The 12,573-nt window shown below is 70.4% G+C and carries 14 protein-coding genes; 6 read left to right on the forward strand and 8 right to left on the reverse strand.

The annotated features are described in order from the left end of the window. Position 1 precedes the first annotated feature (1 nt). A complete protein-coding gene (locus tag ACFYRH_RS34525) occupies positions 2 to 1,012 on the forward strand; it encodes a S66 peptidase family protein (RefSeq protein ID WP_387784032.1) in 1,011 nt (336 codons plus the stop codon). Here the strand turns inward: ACFYRH_RS34525 and ACFYRH_RS34530 are convergent. Next, positions 1,002 to 1,373 carry a hypothetical protein gene (locus ACFYRH_RS34530; RefSeq protein ID WP_387784034.1) on the reverse strand — a complete coding sequence of 124 codons (372 nt, stop codon included), beginning with the start codon at positions 1,371 to 1,373 and terminating at the stop codon, positions 1,002 to 1,004. The genes ACFYRH_RS34525 and ACFYRH_RS34530 overlap by 11 nt on opposite strands. 106 nt (positions 1,374 to 1,479) lie before the next feature. Between ACFYRH_RS34530 and ACFYRH_RS34535 the strand changes: the two genes are divergently transcribed. Then, positions 1,480 to 3,042: an HD domain-containing phosphohydrolase gene (locus tag ACFYRH_RS34535; protein ID WP_387784036.1), complete on the forward strand. Its 1,563-nt coding sequence runs from the start codon at positions 1,480 to 1,482 to the stop codon at positions 3,040 to 3,042. Positions 3,043 to 3,301: 259 nt separating this feature from the next. Here the strand turns inward: ACFYRH_RS34535 and ACFYRH_RS34540 are convergent, their stop codons facing one another. Both ACFYRH_RS34540 and ACFYRH_RS34545 read right to left on the reverse strand, forming a co-directional pair. Then, positions 3,302 to 3,904 carry a hypothetical protein gene (locus ACFYRH_RS34540; RefSeq protein WP_387784038.1) on the reverse strand — a complete coding sequence of 201 codons (603 nt, stop codon included), beginning with the start codon at positions 3,902 to 3,904 and terminating at the stop codon, positions 3,302 to 3,304. Positions 3,905 to 3,921: 17 nt separating this feature from the next. Next, complete coding sequence (locus ACFYRH_RS34545; protein WP_387784039.1) at positions 3,922 to 4,932, reverse strand: serine/threonine-protein kinase; 1,011 nt, start codon at positions 4,930 to 4,932, stop codon at positions 3,922 to 3,924. Here ACFYRH_RS34545 and ACFYRH_RS34550 point away from each other — a divergent pair. Beyond that, positions 4,922 to 5,518, forward strand: coding sequence for an RNA polymerase sigma factor (locus ACFYRH_RS34550; protein WP_387784041.1), 597 nt, complete (start codon positions 4,922 to 4,924; stop codon positions 5,516 to 5,518). The genes ACFYRH_RS34545 and ACFYRH_RS34550 overlap by 11 nt on opposite strands. On the opposite strand, the gene pepN is transcribed toward ACFYRH_RS34550, so the two are convergent. Both pepN and ACFYRH_RS34560 read right to left on the reverse strand, forming a co-directional pair. Then, positions 5,505 to 7,943: an aminopeptidase N gene (pepN, locus tag ACFYRH_RS34555; protein WP_387784042.1), complete on the reverse strand. Its 2,439-nt coding sequence runs from the start codon at positions 7,941 to 7,943 to the stop codon at positions 5,505 to 5,507. The two genes, ACFYRH_RS34550 and pepN, sit on opposite strands and share 14 nt — an antisense overlap. Positions 7,944 to 7,953: 10 nt before the next feature. After that, complete coding sequence (locus ACFYRH_RS34560) at positions 7,954 to 8,319, reverse strand: hypothetical protein (RefSeq protein ID WP_387784044.1); 366 nt, start codon at positions 8,317 to 8,319, stop codon at positions 7,954 to 7,956. Here ACFYRH_RS34560 and ACFYRH_RS34565 point away from each other — a divergent pair. Then, on the forward strand, positions 8,312 to 8,572 hold the full coding sequence (locus ACFYRH_RS34565) for a TetR/AcrR family transcriptional regulator C-terminal domain-containing protein (protein WP_387784045.1): 261 nt from the start codon (positions 8,312 to 8,314) through the stop codon (positions 8,570 to 8,572). The two genes, ACFYRH_RS34560 and ACFYRH_RS34565, sit on opposite strands and share 8 nt — an antisense overlap. Here the strand turns inward: ACFYRH_RS34565 and ACFYRH_RS34570 are convergent. Further along, entirely contained in the window at positions 8,569 to 9,444 is an 876-nt protein-coding gene (locus ACFYRH_RS34570; protein ID WP_387784046.1) for a LysR family transcriptional regulator, read from the reverse strand. The genes ACFYRH_RS34565 and ACFYRH_RS34570 overlap by 4 nt on opposite strands. Positions 9,445 to 9,526: 82 nt before the next feature. Between ACFYRH_RS34570 and ACFYRH_RS34575 the strand changes: the two genes are divergently transcribed. After that, the gene (locus ACFYRH_RS34575) at positions 9,527 to 10,270 is read left to right on the forward strand and encodes a sulfite exporter TauE/SafE family protein (RefSeq protein WP_387784047.1); all 744 of its coding nucleotides are present in this window, start codon (positions 9,527 to 9,529) and stop codon (positions 10,268 to 10,270) included. Further along, positions 10,267 to 10,539, forward strand: a complete 273-nt coding sequence (locus ACFYRH_RS34580) for a hypothetical protein (RefSeq protein WP_387784048.1) — start codon at positions 10,267 to 10,269, stop codon at positions 10,537 to 10,539. Before ACFYRH_RS34575 ends, ACFYRH_RS34580 begins: the two co-directional genes overlap by 4 nt. 21 nt (positions 10,540 to 10,560) lie before the next feature. Here the strand turns inward: ACFYRH_RS34580 and ACFYRH_RS34585 are convergent, their stop codons facing one another. Continuing rightward, on the reverse strand, positions 10,561 to 11,052 hold the full coding sequence (locus ACFYRH_RS34585; RefSeq protein ID WP_387784049.1) for a YkvA family protein: 492 nt from the start codon (positions 11,050 to 11,052) through the stop codon (positions 10,561 to 10,563). A gap of 54 nt (positions 11,053 to 11,106) precedes the next feature. Beyond that, a complete protein-coding gene (gene xylB / locus ACFYRH_RS34590; RefSeq protein ID WP_387784050.1) occupies positions 11,107 to 12,570 on the reverse strand; it encodes a xylulokinase in 1,464 nt (487 codons plus the stop codon). Between the last annotated feature and the right edge of the window lie 3 nt (positions 12,571 to 12,573).

Genomic DNA, 12,573 nt, shown 5'->3' on the forward strand with positions numbered 1-12,573 from the left:
GGTGCTGACACCTGGTGACCGGGTCGCGATCGTTTCGCCGTCCGGTGGGTTGCCGGAGCTGTTCCCGGCGCCGTTCGAGCTCGGTCTGCAGCGGTTGCGTTCCTGGGATCTCGAGCCGGTGGAGTACCCGACGACTCGCACCCTGCGGTCGACGCCGGCGGAGCGCGCGGCCGATCTGCACGCGGCCTGGTCGGATCCGTCGATCCGCGCGGTGCTCGCGACCATCGGCGGCGACGACCAGCTCACCGTGCTGAAGCACCTCGACCCCGAGGTGTTCCGGGCGAACCCGAAGCCGTTCTTCGGGTACAGCGACAACACCAACCTGCTGAACTTCCTGCACACGTTGGGTTTTCCGGCCTTCCACGGCGGCAGTGTGATGGTGCAGTTCGGCCGTGGCGGCGCGATGCACCCGGACACCGAGCGTTCGTTGCGCGCGGCCCTGTTCACCGGCGGCGAGTTCGAACTGACTCCGGCGACCGGCTGGACGGATCGCGACCGCGACTGGACCGACACGACGACCCTCGAGACCGAGCCGGAGCTGTTCCCCGGCACCGGATGGACGTGGCGGGGCAGCGCGACGGTGCACGGCAGGCTCTGGGGTGGTTGCCTGGAGATCCTCGACTGGCAACTCGCCGCGAACCGCTGGATGCTGCCGACCGAGTCGTACGGCGGCGTGCTGTTCCTCGAGACCAGCGAGGAGATGCCGACGTCCGACGCGGTCTACCGGATGCTCCGGAACTTCGGCGAACGCGGTCTCCTGGAACGCTTCGACGCCGTCCTCTGGGGCCGCCCGAAGTCGTGGTCGCTGGAGCAGCACCTGACGCCGGACGAGTCGGCCGAGTACGTCTTCGCCCAGTACCTCGCCGTCGACCGCGCCCTGCAGGAGTACAACCCGACCGCGGTCGTCGTGAAGGGCCTCGACCTCGGACACACCGATCCCCAGTTCATCCTCCCGTACGGCGGCCAGGTCCGCATCGACCCGGCCGCCGAACGGATCACGGTCAGTTACTGACGTGCAGGACCTTGGCGATCGCTGCCTCGGTCTCCGCGAGCTGCTCGGTCGGGCTGAACTGGACGAGTTCGGTGCCTTCTTCGGCTTCGGGCGCGTGCCCGGGTGGCAGGTAGTAGGCGTTGCCTGCCTCGATGGTCTCTTCACCGCCCGGGTACCGAACGATCAATCGGCCTTTGAACACGTAGCCCCAGTGCGGACATGAGCAGTTCCCGCCCGGGAGCGATGCGAGCATCGGGCCGAGATCGTGGCTCTTGGTGATGGTCGTGAAGTTGACGGTGTAGCCGTCGAGCTCGGCCGTCCGGTCGATCGCTACCCCGAAGTCAGCCACCTTGTCGGCGCTCGCACTCGATGCCTTCGCCATGATCCTTCCTTTCGTTCGATCCTGACAGGACCGTAACCAGCACGGTCACAGCGGGTCATGGGGCGAACCCCTCATCTTCGGGTGGGCGGCGGCCTATGCTGCGATCATGGGCGGAGGTGCGGAGCCTGACATCCGGTTGGCGGAGTTGCTCGCCGCGCTGTCGCTCGGGATCGACCTGGCCTTCGGGCAGCCGATGGAGCATGTCCTGCGCCAGTGCCGGATCGCGACGCGACTGTGTGAGCTGGCCGGCGTCGACGAGGACACCCGAGCCGCGGCGTACTACAGCGCCTTGCTCGTCAACGTCGGCTGCCACGCGGATGCCCATGAACAAGCGTGCTGGTTCGGCGACGACATCGCGTTCAAGACCCACAAGTACGACGACCCGGCGAGCAAGCTGGCGGAGCTGACGACGATGCTCGGGCTCCTCGGAGCCGGTTCGCCGCCACTGCATCGCCTGCGGGTCGGCTTCGAGTTCCTGCTCGGCGGTTACCGAGAGGTCGAGGCGATGATCGCGGGGCACGCCCGTCTCGCCCGCGCGCTCGGCGAGGAACTCGATCTTCCGAAGGGGGCGCTCGACGCGCTGGCCGGATCCTACGAGCGATGGGACGGGCGCGGGTGGCCCGGCGAACGCCACGGTGACCAGATCCCGATCGCGGCCCGCGTCGTCCAGCTCGCGGAGTTCACCGAGGTGGCCCATCGCAACCACGGTGTCGACGGCGCCGTCGCCTTCGCCACCCGCGGAGCGGGAACGCAGTTCGATCCGGGTCTCGTCGAGACCCTTCGAGCCAACGCCGGGAAGGTGTTCCACGAACTCGACGAGATCGGGTCGTGGGACGCCGTATTGGACGGCGAACCGGCACTGCGTGTGATCCCGCCGGCCAAGGTCGACGCCGCGCTCGCTGCGATCGGTCGATTCGTCGACCTGAAGTCCCCGTTCTTCCTTGGTCACTCCGAAGCTGTCGCCAACCTCGCCTCGGCTGCCGCATCCGGCGTCGGGATGAGTGCGGTGGAACGCTCGTCGGTCTACCGCGCCGGGCTGTCCGCGGGCTTCGGACGTCTCGGAGTGTCGAATGCCGTGTGGGACAAGCCCCGTCCACTCACCACCGCCGAGTGGGAGCGCGTGCGGCTCGTGCCGCAACTCGCCCGGCGCATGCTTCAGCAATCTGCGGCGCTGGCTCCGACCGCTCGCATCGTCGGCCAGCACCGCGAACGACTCGACGGATCCGGCTACCCCAGCGGTATCGCCGGCGACAGCATCTCGCGCGCCGCACGCGTCGTCGCCGCCGCCGACAGCTACCAAGCGATGCTCGAGCCGCGTCCACACCGCGCGCCACACACCCCCGACGAGGCCGCCCACGTACTACGGGCCGACGCGCGAGAAGGCCGGCTCGACCCGGACGCGGTCGCGGCGGTGCTCGCCGTCGCCGGCCATCGGGTGCCGCGCCGACGTGCCGACAACGCCGGCCTCACGAACAGAGAGGCCGACGTCCTCCGTCTCGCCGCCCGCGGTCTGCCGAACAAGGAGATCGCGAAGCGCCTCATGGTCACCCCCAAGACCGTCGGCAACCACATCGAGCACATCTATACGAAGATCGGTGTGTCGAACCGAGCCGCCGCAGCACTCTTCGCCATGAGGCACGGCCTACTCCCCGAAGACCCGAGCACCTGAGGTCGACCCGGCCGACAACGCAGCCAGGCCTCGGGGGCCTGGACTGGTGAGCGGGTCCTTGGACAGGCTATTTCAGGTCCGCAGACCCCAGTACATGTCCAAGCCCCCGGTGCGGAGAACACGGCCAGGTCTGGGGGGCATGAACCCCCGAGCGGGTCCTTGGACAGGTTATTTCAGGTCTGAGGACACCAGTTCCTGTGCAATGTCCCCGGCCTCGACCGACTGCGCTCGCGTGGCGGGCCGGGCGGGGCGGGTGGGGTTAGCGGATTGTGGTTGTGGTGAGGGCGGGGTTCGGGTCCGGGTAGCAGGCTACGGGGGCTGTGGTGGTGAGGAACTTCCACTTGATCTTGGCTTGCAGCGTGAGGCCGGGGTCGTCGTACGACGTGCCCTTGAGTTTGGTTTCGACGACCGTGCCGTGACGGCCGGACTTGAGGCGGACGCCGAGGGTGGGGAGCTGGTAGCTCGCGCCGCCGGGGATCGGGCCGGCCACCTTGATGACGACGACGTTGCCGTCGAGCTGGACGGTCGGGGTCGAGTTCAGCCCCGAGCCGCCGGTGAGCTGCGCGCTGACGTACGACGAGTTCGCCGGGACCGGGATTCGCAGGGCCAGGTCGCGGACTTCCTGGAGTTTGAAGCCCTTGACCTCGCTGGGTAGCGCACCAGGCTTGAGGTCGACGGCGATCGTGAAGCGGGTGTTCGGGCGGACGGTCGCTGGTGCCTTCGCATCCACGCCCTGCCGCAGCGAGAGGATGTGCCGGCCGAACTTGGTGTCGGCGCGGCAGGCATAGCTGGCAACAGGTTGCGCCGTGGGAGTCGGGGCGAGGAGGGCGAGAGCCACCACAAAACTGCAGTAAGTAGCCATATGGCTACTCTAAGCAATCAGCCTCCGAAGAGGAACCAGCCGCCGACGGCTGCCCCGACGAACACGATCGGCAGCGCCAGCAGGAACCACGCCCGCATCCGGCGCCGGCGGCGTACCGGCGGGTCGGTGGCGACCGTCGTGTCCAGGTCGTCGTCGGTGATCGCGGTCCGCTCGGCCGCGCGCAGCGGTGCCTCCTGCTCCAGCCGGTACGCCTCCGCCTCCAGCCGGTCGGCGAGCGTGTCCGCCCGCTCCCAGCGGTCGGTGACCCGGTAGGCCAGCGCCCGCGCGAAGACGTCGTCGAGCTGCCCGACCGAGTCGTGCAGCACCGGTCGCAGGCTCGGGGGCGGCAGGTCCGGGTCCCGGTTGAGCACCTCGCCGATCGACGCCGCCGAGTACGGCGGATGTCCGGTGAGCAGCGCATACGTCACCGCACCCACCGCGTAGATGTCCGCCCGCTCGTCGAAACCACCGTCGCCGCGCCCCTGTTCGGGCGCCATGTACGACGGCGTACCGACGGCTTGCGTGAGTCCGGACGCCTCCGCGGCCCGCTTCGCCAGGCCCAGATCGGCCAGCACGATCCGGTGGGTGCCACCGCCCGACTCGTCGCCTGGCCGGAGCAGCAGGTTCGCGGGGGTGACGTCGCGGTGCACGACGCCTTCACCGTGCAGTGCGGCCACCGCCCGCGCCAGGTCCGCGCCCCACCAGAGCGCGTCCACCGCGTCCAGCCGCCCCTGCCGCAGTACGTCGCCCAGCGTGCCACCGCCGACGTAGTCCATCACGAAGTACGGGCGTCCGTCGTCGAGCTTGCCCAGGTCGAAGACGCGCACCACCCGGTCGCTGGAGATCCGGCGCATCAACCGGGCCTCGGACAGGAAGCGTTCGCGCACGTCAGCACGCGACGCCCAGTTGTCCGCGAGAACCTTGACGGCCACGTCGACGTCCAGGTCGTCGTCGTACCCCCGCCAGACGGTCGCGAACGCGCCCGCGCCGATCTTGTCCCGCAACCGGTACCGCCCGATGACATCCATCCCGGCTATTGTCGACCACGGAGAGCTCAACCGGGACTGGGGGACGATGAACGACGAGCTGGAAGAACTGGCGGCTCGGGCGGCGGCGGGGGACCAGGCGGTGATCCCACAGATCCTGCAGGCGATCCGGCCGCAGGTTCAGCGCCGCGTGGCCAAGTTCCTCCCGTACCGGGAGGACGCCGAGGAAGCCGTCCAGGACACCCTGCTGCAGGTGGCCAACAAGGTGCACACCTTCAAGGGCACCGGGAGCTTCGCCGGCTGGGTCACGATCGTCGCCACCAACCAGGCCCGCCAGACCTACCGCTCGCTGAAGCGCCGCTCGGTCGAGCAGTCCGCCGAGGTGCTGCCCGAGTCCGTCGACCCGCGCACCACCTCGGTGATCGCCGGCTCCCGCCTGGACCTGCTGGAAGCCCTCGAGGCGCTGGAGTCCAGCCACCCGCAGCTCGTCCAGCCCCTCGTCCTCCGCGACCTCGGCGCCCTGTCGTACGCCGAGATCGCCGACGAACTGGACGTCCCCCTCGGCACCGTCAAGGCCCGCATCCACCAGGCCCGCAAAGCCGTCGCCGAACGCCTCACCGTCCGCTGAAAGTACGGCGTACCTCCAGCGCCCGCCGCAGCTCGTCGAGATAGTCGGCGGTCTGTCGCCGGATGCCCGACACGACGCTCTGGTCCGCGATCAGGGCCTCGGCGAGCGGGATCAGCTCGGGGTCGATCGCGAACCGCGGCGTCATCCGGTGCGCGGTGAGGCCGAGCACCATGCCGGAGCGGATCTCGCCGGTGCGCGGGATGTCGGTGAAGAAGCGCCGGACGTACGGCGCCGTGAGCGCGGCCTGTCCCGGGTGCCAGAACCCTTCCGCGGCCGCGAGCAGTTCCTTCACGCCGATCGACGGGTCGGTCATGATCCGGGTCCAGGCGGCCTCCTTGCCGTCGGGCAGGGCGGCGCGGCATCGGGCGGCGTGGTTGACGCCTTCGGTGGAGCGGTCGCGCGCCAGCTCGGCGTCGATCTCCGCCGCACCGTACGCGCCGAGGCGGACCAGCCGCAGGACGAGCGCCCAGCGGAGATCGGCGTCGACCTCCAGACCTTCCGGTGCACCGCTGTCGAGCCAGGACTTCAGCAGGTCGGCGTCGTCGCTGGTCGCGATCAGGCCGCGAGCCGTCACCAGCTGCAGGCTGCTCCCCGGCGCGGTGGTCGCCAGCTTGTCGCCCAAAGCGCCGGCCGTGGGGGCGCGGTACTCGTCATAGTCGAGGTAGCGACCGAGGACCCGGTTCTCGAGCCATTGGACGAGGGAGCCGACGGCGACGTCGCTGCTTTCGTGGGGCAGTGCCGCGGTGAAGAGTTCGAGCGCGCGGCGCGGATCCAGTTCGGCATCGGCCACTGCGTCCCGTACCGAGTTCCAGACCACCGCGCGCGTGGTGCCGTCCGCGATCGTCGGCAGCACGCCGGCGAGATGGCTCAGGCTCAGTGCGTCGAGGCGGATCTTCGCCCAGGTGTCGTCACCCGCGTCCGGGACCACCACATCATTGCCCAGCGCAACTTCCACCGAGTCGCCGGTCAGCACCACGTCGACCGCGGCGGCCGATCCGTCGAGGTCGTACCCGCCGACGCTCAACTTGTGCATCCGCCGGGAGCTGTCCGGGCTCGTGCGGTGCAGTGTCACACCCGCAGCTGTCCGCACCGCCGTGATCGTGTCCAGTCCCGACGTACGCAGCCACTGCTCGGACCAGGTGTCGAGGTCGTGTGCTCCGGCCTCGGTGAGTTTCTCGATGAACTCGTGGAGGTCGGCGTTGCCGTACTCGTGGGCGTTCAGATGCGCGTTCACGCCGCTGAGGAACACCTCGTCGCCCAGGTACTTCGCGAGTTGCTTGAGGACCGCCGCGCCCTTCGCGTACGAGATTCCGTCGAAGTCGTCCAGTGACTGGCGTGCGTCCTTCAAGGTGTCCGGGGCGACCGGGTGTGTCGAGCTGCTCTGGTCCGTGACGAGCCCCCACCACTTGCGGACGAAGGCGAAGTCGGTCCAGTTGCCGGTGTAGCTGGTGGCGTCCTCGGAGACTCGGTGGGCCATGTACTCGGCGAACGACTCGTTCAGCCACATGTCGTTCCACCACTTCATCGTGACCAGGTCGCCGAACCACATGTGCGCCATCTCGTGCACGACGACCCGGGCGCGGGTACTGCGCTCCGCCTCGGTCGCCTGCCCGCGGAACACCAGGCTGTCGGCGAACGTCACGCAGCCCGGGTTCTCCATCGCGCCGAGGTTGAAGTCCGGGACGAACACCTGCCAGTACTCACCGAACGGGTACCGCTCGCGGAACATCCGGTGGTACTCCGCGAACGCCTCGCGGGTGGTCCCGAACAGGTCCTCGGCGTCCCGCTCCAGGTGCTCGGCCAGCGACTGCCGGCAGGCGAGTCCGAGCGGAATCCCGTCGTACTCGCTGCGGATCTGGTGGAACGGGCCGGCGACGAGCGTGACGAAGTACGTCGAGAGCGGCTTGGTCCCCGCCAGCGCCCACTCCCCCGGCGCCGTTCGCCGGGCCGCACCGTTGCCCAGGACAACCCAGTCCTCGGGGCACCGCACGCTGACCGTGTACGGCGCTTTGAGGTCGGGCTGGTCGAAGCACGGGAAGTAGCGTGGCGCGGACTCCAGCGACGACATGCCGTAGGTGTAGACGCGCCCGTCGGCGGCGTCGACCGACCGCACCAGGCCCTCACCGTCCGTGGAGTACTTCATCTCCGCGGTGACCACGAGTTCGTTCTCCGGTTGCAGTCCGGTCAGCGGGAACCGTCCGCCGTCGAGCGCGCCGGGATCGAGCGACTGCCCGTTGAGCTCGACGCTGATCAGCCGCTCGGGCTTCACGTCGACCCAACTCGTCGTACTCGTGGCCTCGAACCTGATCCGGCTGGTCGCCACGAAGGTGTCACCCGGATCGGTGAGGTCGAACGCGATCTCGTACGACCGCAGGTCCAGGTCCGCTGCCCGTTGCCGGGCTTCTTCGACTGTCAAAGCGCGCATGGACAGCACGCTATCCCGGCGGGGTGTGAGCAGCGGCGGCCGCGAGCTTCGCCACCGCGCGGATCTCCTCGTCCTGCGTGTTCTCCAGCACCGTGCCGATCAGCTCGGCGTCCTCCGGCTCGGCCAGCGTCGTCATCACGTTCAGCGCGCTCAGGTGATCGAAGCCGGCGCGGATCTCCGCACCTGCCTCGACCGGCGGCCGCGCCAGGATCCCGCGCGCCACCTGCCGTACGTCGGCGGCCAGCGGCTCGAGTGGATTCCCACCACTCAGCCGCGTGTACGCCGCCGCGACCTGGTACATGTTCAGCGCCCGGCACACCGTGGGGACGTTCGGACTGTGCAAGAGGGCCTCGAACGCCTGCAGCGGAATGTCCACACCGACAAACCTAGTCGACCCTCGTGAAGAACCTCAGAACCTTCTGGGCGAGCGCCGCGCGGAACGCGCGTCCGGCCTCGACCGGCGGCAGTTCCAGCACGCCACCGGTCCCTACCTGACCCGGATGTTCGGCACCGGGAAGTATCCCGTGCTCGCGGAATGGGTGCACGACGCCCGCCACCGCAAGGCCGCTGAGATCTTCGACCTCGGCCTCGGCTACCTGATCGCCGGCATCCGAAACCAGCTGCCCTAGATTCGCGCGGCCGCGTGCAGGTGTTCGGCCAGCAACTGCACGGAATCGGGCGCGTCGGCGGCGTAGCAGATCAGGTGGTTGCGGGTGGACCACGCGTCTTGCAGCGGGCAGATGTCCACGTCGGCGTTCGCGTGCACGGCCCGGCGCGGAACGACGGCCAACCCGGCGCCCGCGGTTGCGAGGATGATCAGCGCGTGCAGTGTCGGGACCAGCGTGCGGTAGCGCGGCGCGGGGGCGTGCGGGCCGAGGCGATCGTCCATCCACTGGCTGAGTGGTGAGTGGCGGTCGAGACCGACGAGCGGGTGCTCGGCGACTTCGGCGTACGCGATCGAGGCGCGGCCGGACAGGGTGCCGCCGGCCTGGCCGATCACGACCAGGGAATCGTCGGCGAGCGGCTCGGTCCGTAGCTGCGTGGGCTCGTCGTCGAGGATCACGCCGAGATCCGCCTCCCCCGCCGCGAGCAGGCGGACCATCCGGACGGTACGGCGCTCGCTCACGTTCACGTCGTACTCCGGGTGATCGCGGAGGAACGTGGCGAGCGCGAACGGGACGAGCTGGTGCATCGCGGACCCGCCGGCAACCAGGCGGATCGGTGCTTCGCGCGCGACGGCGTACGAGGCGACCGCGCTGTCCAAACGGATGGTTTCGGCGAGCACTTCGCGAGCGTGCCGGGCCAAGGTGGCGCCGGCCGGGGTCAGCCGGACGCCGCGCCGCTCGCGCACCAGCAGCGGCACGCCGGCCTGCGCTTCGAGCGCTCTGACCCGCGCACTGGCCGAAGGCAGGCTGAGATGCATCACCCGCGCGCCGGCCGTGATCGAGCCCTCTGCCGCGACATGCGTGAACAGCCGGAGGTCGTCGAGGTCGTACCGCATGACCTCAGCCTACGTCTCAGGCTGAGGCTGACTACGGGGATCACGCATTGTGGCGATGCCGAAGACCCCTGATCCTCGAAGGGTGCTGCTGATCCTCCTGGCCGGTGTCGCGGCCGGTGCCCTGAACGCCGTCGGCGGCGGTGGGAGCTTCGTGGCGCTCACCGCCCTGGTCGCGGCCGGGATGCCGCCGGTCACCGCGAACGCGACCACCACCGTCGCGCTGCTTCCGGGGAACGCGACCAGCGCGTGGGTCTACCGACGGGAGATCGAGGGCTTCACGCACCCGTCGCCGGCCCGGCTGACGCTCGCGAGTGTGCTCGGCGGCGCGATCGGCGCGGGGCTGCTGCTGTTGTTGCCGTCCGCCTCGTTCGACGCGGCGGTGCCGTGGCTGCTCGCGTTCGCGACCGTCGTCCTCGCGTTCGGCAAGCGGCTGACGGCCGCGTTGCGGCTCGGCAAGCCCGGCCCGGCGGCGATCCTGGCCGGACAGTTCGTGCTGGCGATCTACGGCGGGTACTTCGGCGGCGCGGTCGGGCTGATGATGCTCGCGTTCTGGACCGCGACGACGTCCCTCGACCCGGCCCGGGGCAACCCGCTGCGGGTCATCCAGGTCGCGGCCGTCTACCTGACCGCCGCGGTGATTTTCGTGTTCGCGGCCGATGTCCTGTCCCAGCCGGTCCACCTGGTCGCGCTCCTCGCCGGCGCGGTCGTCGGCGGCTACTTCGGCGCCCATCTGGTACGCCGTCTGGCTCCGCTGGTCCTGCGCGTCCTGGTGCTGAGCACTGCGGTGGCGATGACCGCGATCTTCTTCCTGCGGGCCTTCGGATGAACCGCGCGCAGCTCGCGATGGCGTATCAGGCCTGCGAGGTCGCGGACCTGGCAACCGCGGCCGCCACTCTGCACGATCCCGCCGAGGCCACTGCCCAGGCAGCGCGAGTCCTCGCGGCAGCGCGGCAACTCGTCGCCGCCGCCGACCGCCTCACCTCGCAAGAGCCGCCAACGGATCCCCTCCAGCGCTTCGCCTACGAGCACCCCGACGAGGCCGCCGCGGACCTGGCCCACTGGCTCGGGGAGGATTCCTGCCCGATTCGGGACTGAGATCCTCCCCGCTCCCCCCAGCTACGGCGTGGCGCGACGGCCGCGGGGTGGCTCGTGCGGGAGCTGCTCGCGTTCCTTCCGGAGGTAGAGGCCGGCCGCGGTCGAGACGCTGGTGAGAAGCCAGACCGCGACGCCCGCATCGTCGGTGACGCCAATGATCGGCAGCAGGTCCGGGAGGATGTCGATCGGCGAGACCAGGTACACGATGGCGAGCACCCAGAGGAACGTCCGGTTCTTCGGCAGGTCGGTGTACGCGCCCCGGCGTACGTCGCGCAGCAGCCGCGGCAGCGCCCGCGCACGCTCGATCACGTTCCCGACCGGCACCGGCTCGCCACGCTCGATCTTCCGCCGCCGCACCACGCGCCGCCGGACCACACCGAGCGCCCCGACCCCGATCCCGATGACGAGCAGCGCGATCCCGACCGCCGCGCCGGGCATGCCGAGCACGTCGTCGTGCCGGAACACCAAAGTCAGCAGCCCGATCACACCGAGCAACCCGCCGAAGTACACCATTCACCCAGGGTAGGACGAGACCCCCGGCCCCGCCCCGCGCGCCGTGCCGGGCTCCTACTGGTTGTACGGCTGGGCGAGCAGTGGGCGGGTGTTGGTGAGGACCTGCGCGTAGTCGGCGCGGATCTTCTCGGCGTTGACGGAGACCGCCGGCTCGGGTTTGCCGACGGGAACGCGCCAGGTCGGCGGCGTGTCGGCCCCGGACAGTGCCCAGGCCGCTTGGCGGGCCGCTCCGAGGGCGACGTACTCCGCCGGCTCGGGAAGCACGACGTCGGCGCCGAGGAGGGCCGGGGCGAGGGCCTGAACGGAGCGCGATCGGGCGCCGCCGCCGAGGAGCAGGACGCGGCGGACCGGCAGGCCCTGGTCGCGGAGCGCGTCGACGGCGTCCGCCAGGCCGCAGAGCAGGCCTTCGACGGCGGCGCGGGCCATCGTCGCGGGCTGCATGGTGGCGCGAGTCAGGCCGTAGATCAGGCCGGTCGAGTGCGGGAGGTCCGGCGTCCGCTCGCCGTCCAGGAACGGCAGCAGGACCAGACCGTTGCTCCCCGGCGAGCTGATCGCAGCCTCGTCGAAGGCGGACAGTTCCAGACCGAGCATCTGAGCGGTGGCCGACATCACCCGGGCCGCGTTCAGCGTGCAGACCAGCGGCAGGTACTCGCCCGTGGCGTCCGCGAAGGCGGCGACCAGGCCGGATGCGTCCTTCGTCGGGTGCGACGACCGAGCGAACGCCGTACCGCTCGTGCCGAGCGAGACCGCGACGTCGCCGGGCTGCAGGTCGAGGCCGAGGGCGGCGGCCGCGTTGTCGCCGGTACCGGCCGCGATCGCGGCGCCGAAGGCCGTCTGCCCGACGATCTCCGCCGGCGCGGCCACCCGCGGCAGCGCGAGCGAACGCCCGAAGGCGAGCTCGACCAGGTCGGTGCGATAGCTCTCCGTCGACGGCGCCCACCACCCGGTCCCGGACGCGTCGCCCCGGTCGGTAGTGATGCCTTCGATGCCCTTCCGGTCCGCGGCCAGCCGGTGCGTCATCCAGTCGTGCGGCAGTACGACGGCTGCGGCTCGCCTCGCCGCCTCACGACGGGCCTCCCCCAGCGCGTCGCCCGCCGGATCGTCCGCGGCCGCGTCGCGCAGCCAGCGCAGCTTCGTCACGGTGAAGCTCGGCACCGGCACCGAGCCGACGGCCTCCGCCCACGCCTCGGGGCCGCCCAGCTCGGCGATCAGCTCGGTGGTCGCGTCGGCCGAACTCGTGTCGTTCCACAGCACCGCCGGGTGGACGACCTCACCAGAGTCGTCGAGCAGCACCATGCCGTGCTGCTGCCCACCGACCGCGATCGCCTGGACGCCGTCGAGCAGCCCGTCGGACGCGCTCTCCCACGCCTTCCACCACTCGGCCGGATCGACCTGCGTGGCGTCCGGATGCGGCGCCCGCCCTTCGCGAACGACCTCCCCGGTCTCGGCGTCGCACACCAGAACCTTGGTCGCCTGGGTGGAGCAGTCCACCCCGGCAACCAGCCTCAGCTCAGTCATGGC

Source organism: Kribbella sp. NPDC004875 (assembly GCF_042873375.1).
Lineage (GTDB): Bacteria > Actinomycetota > Actinomycetes > Propionibacteriales > Kribbellaceae > Kribbella.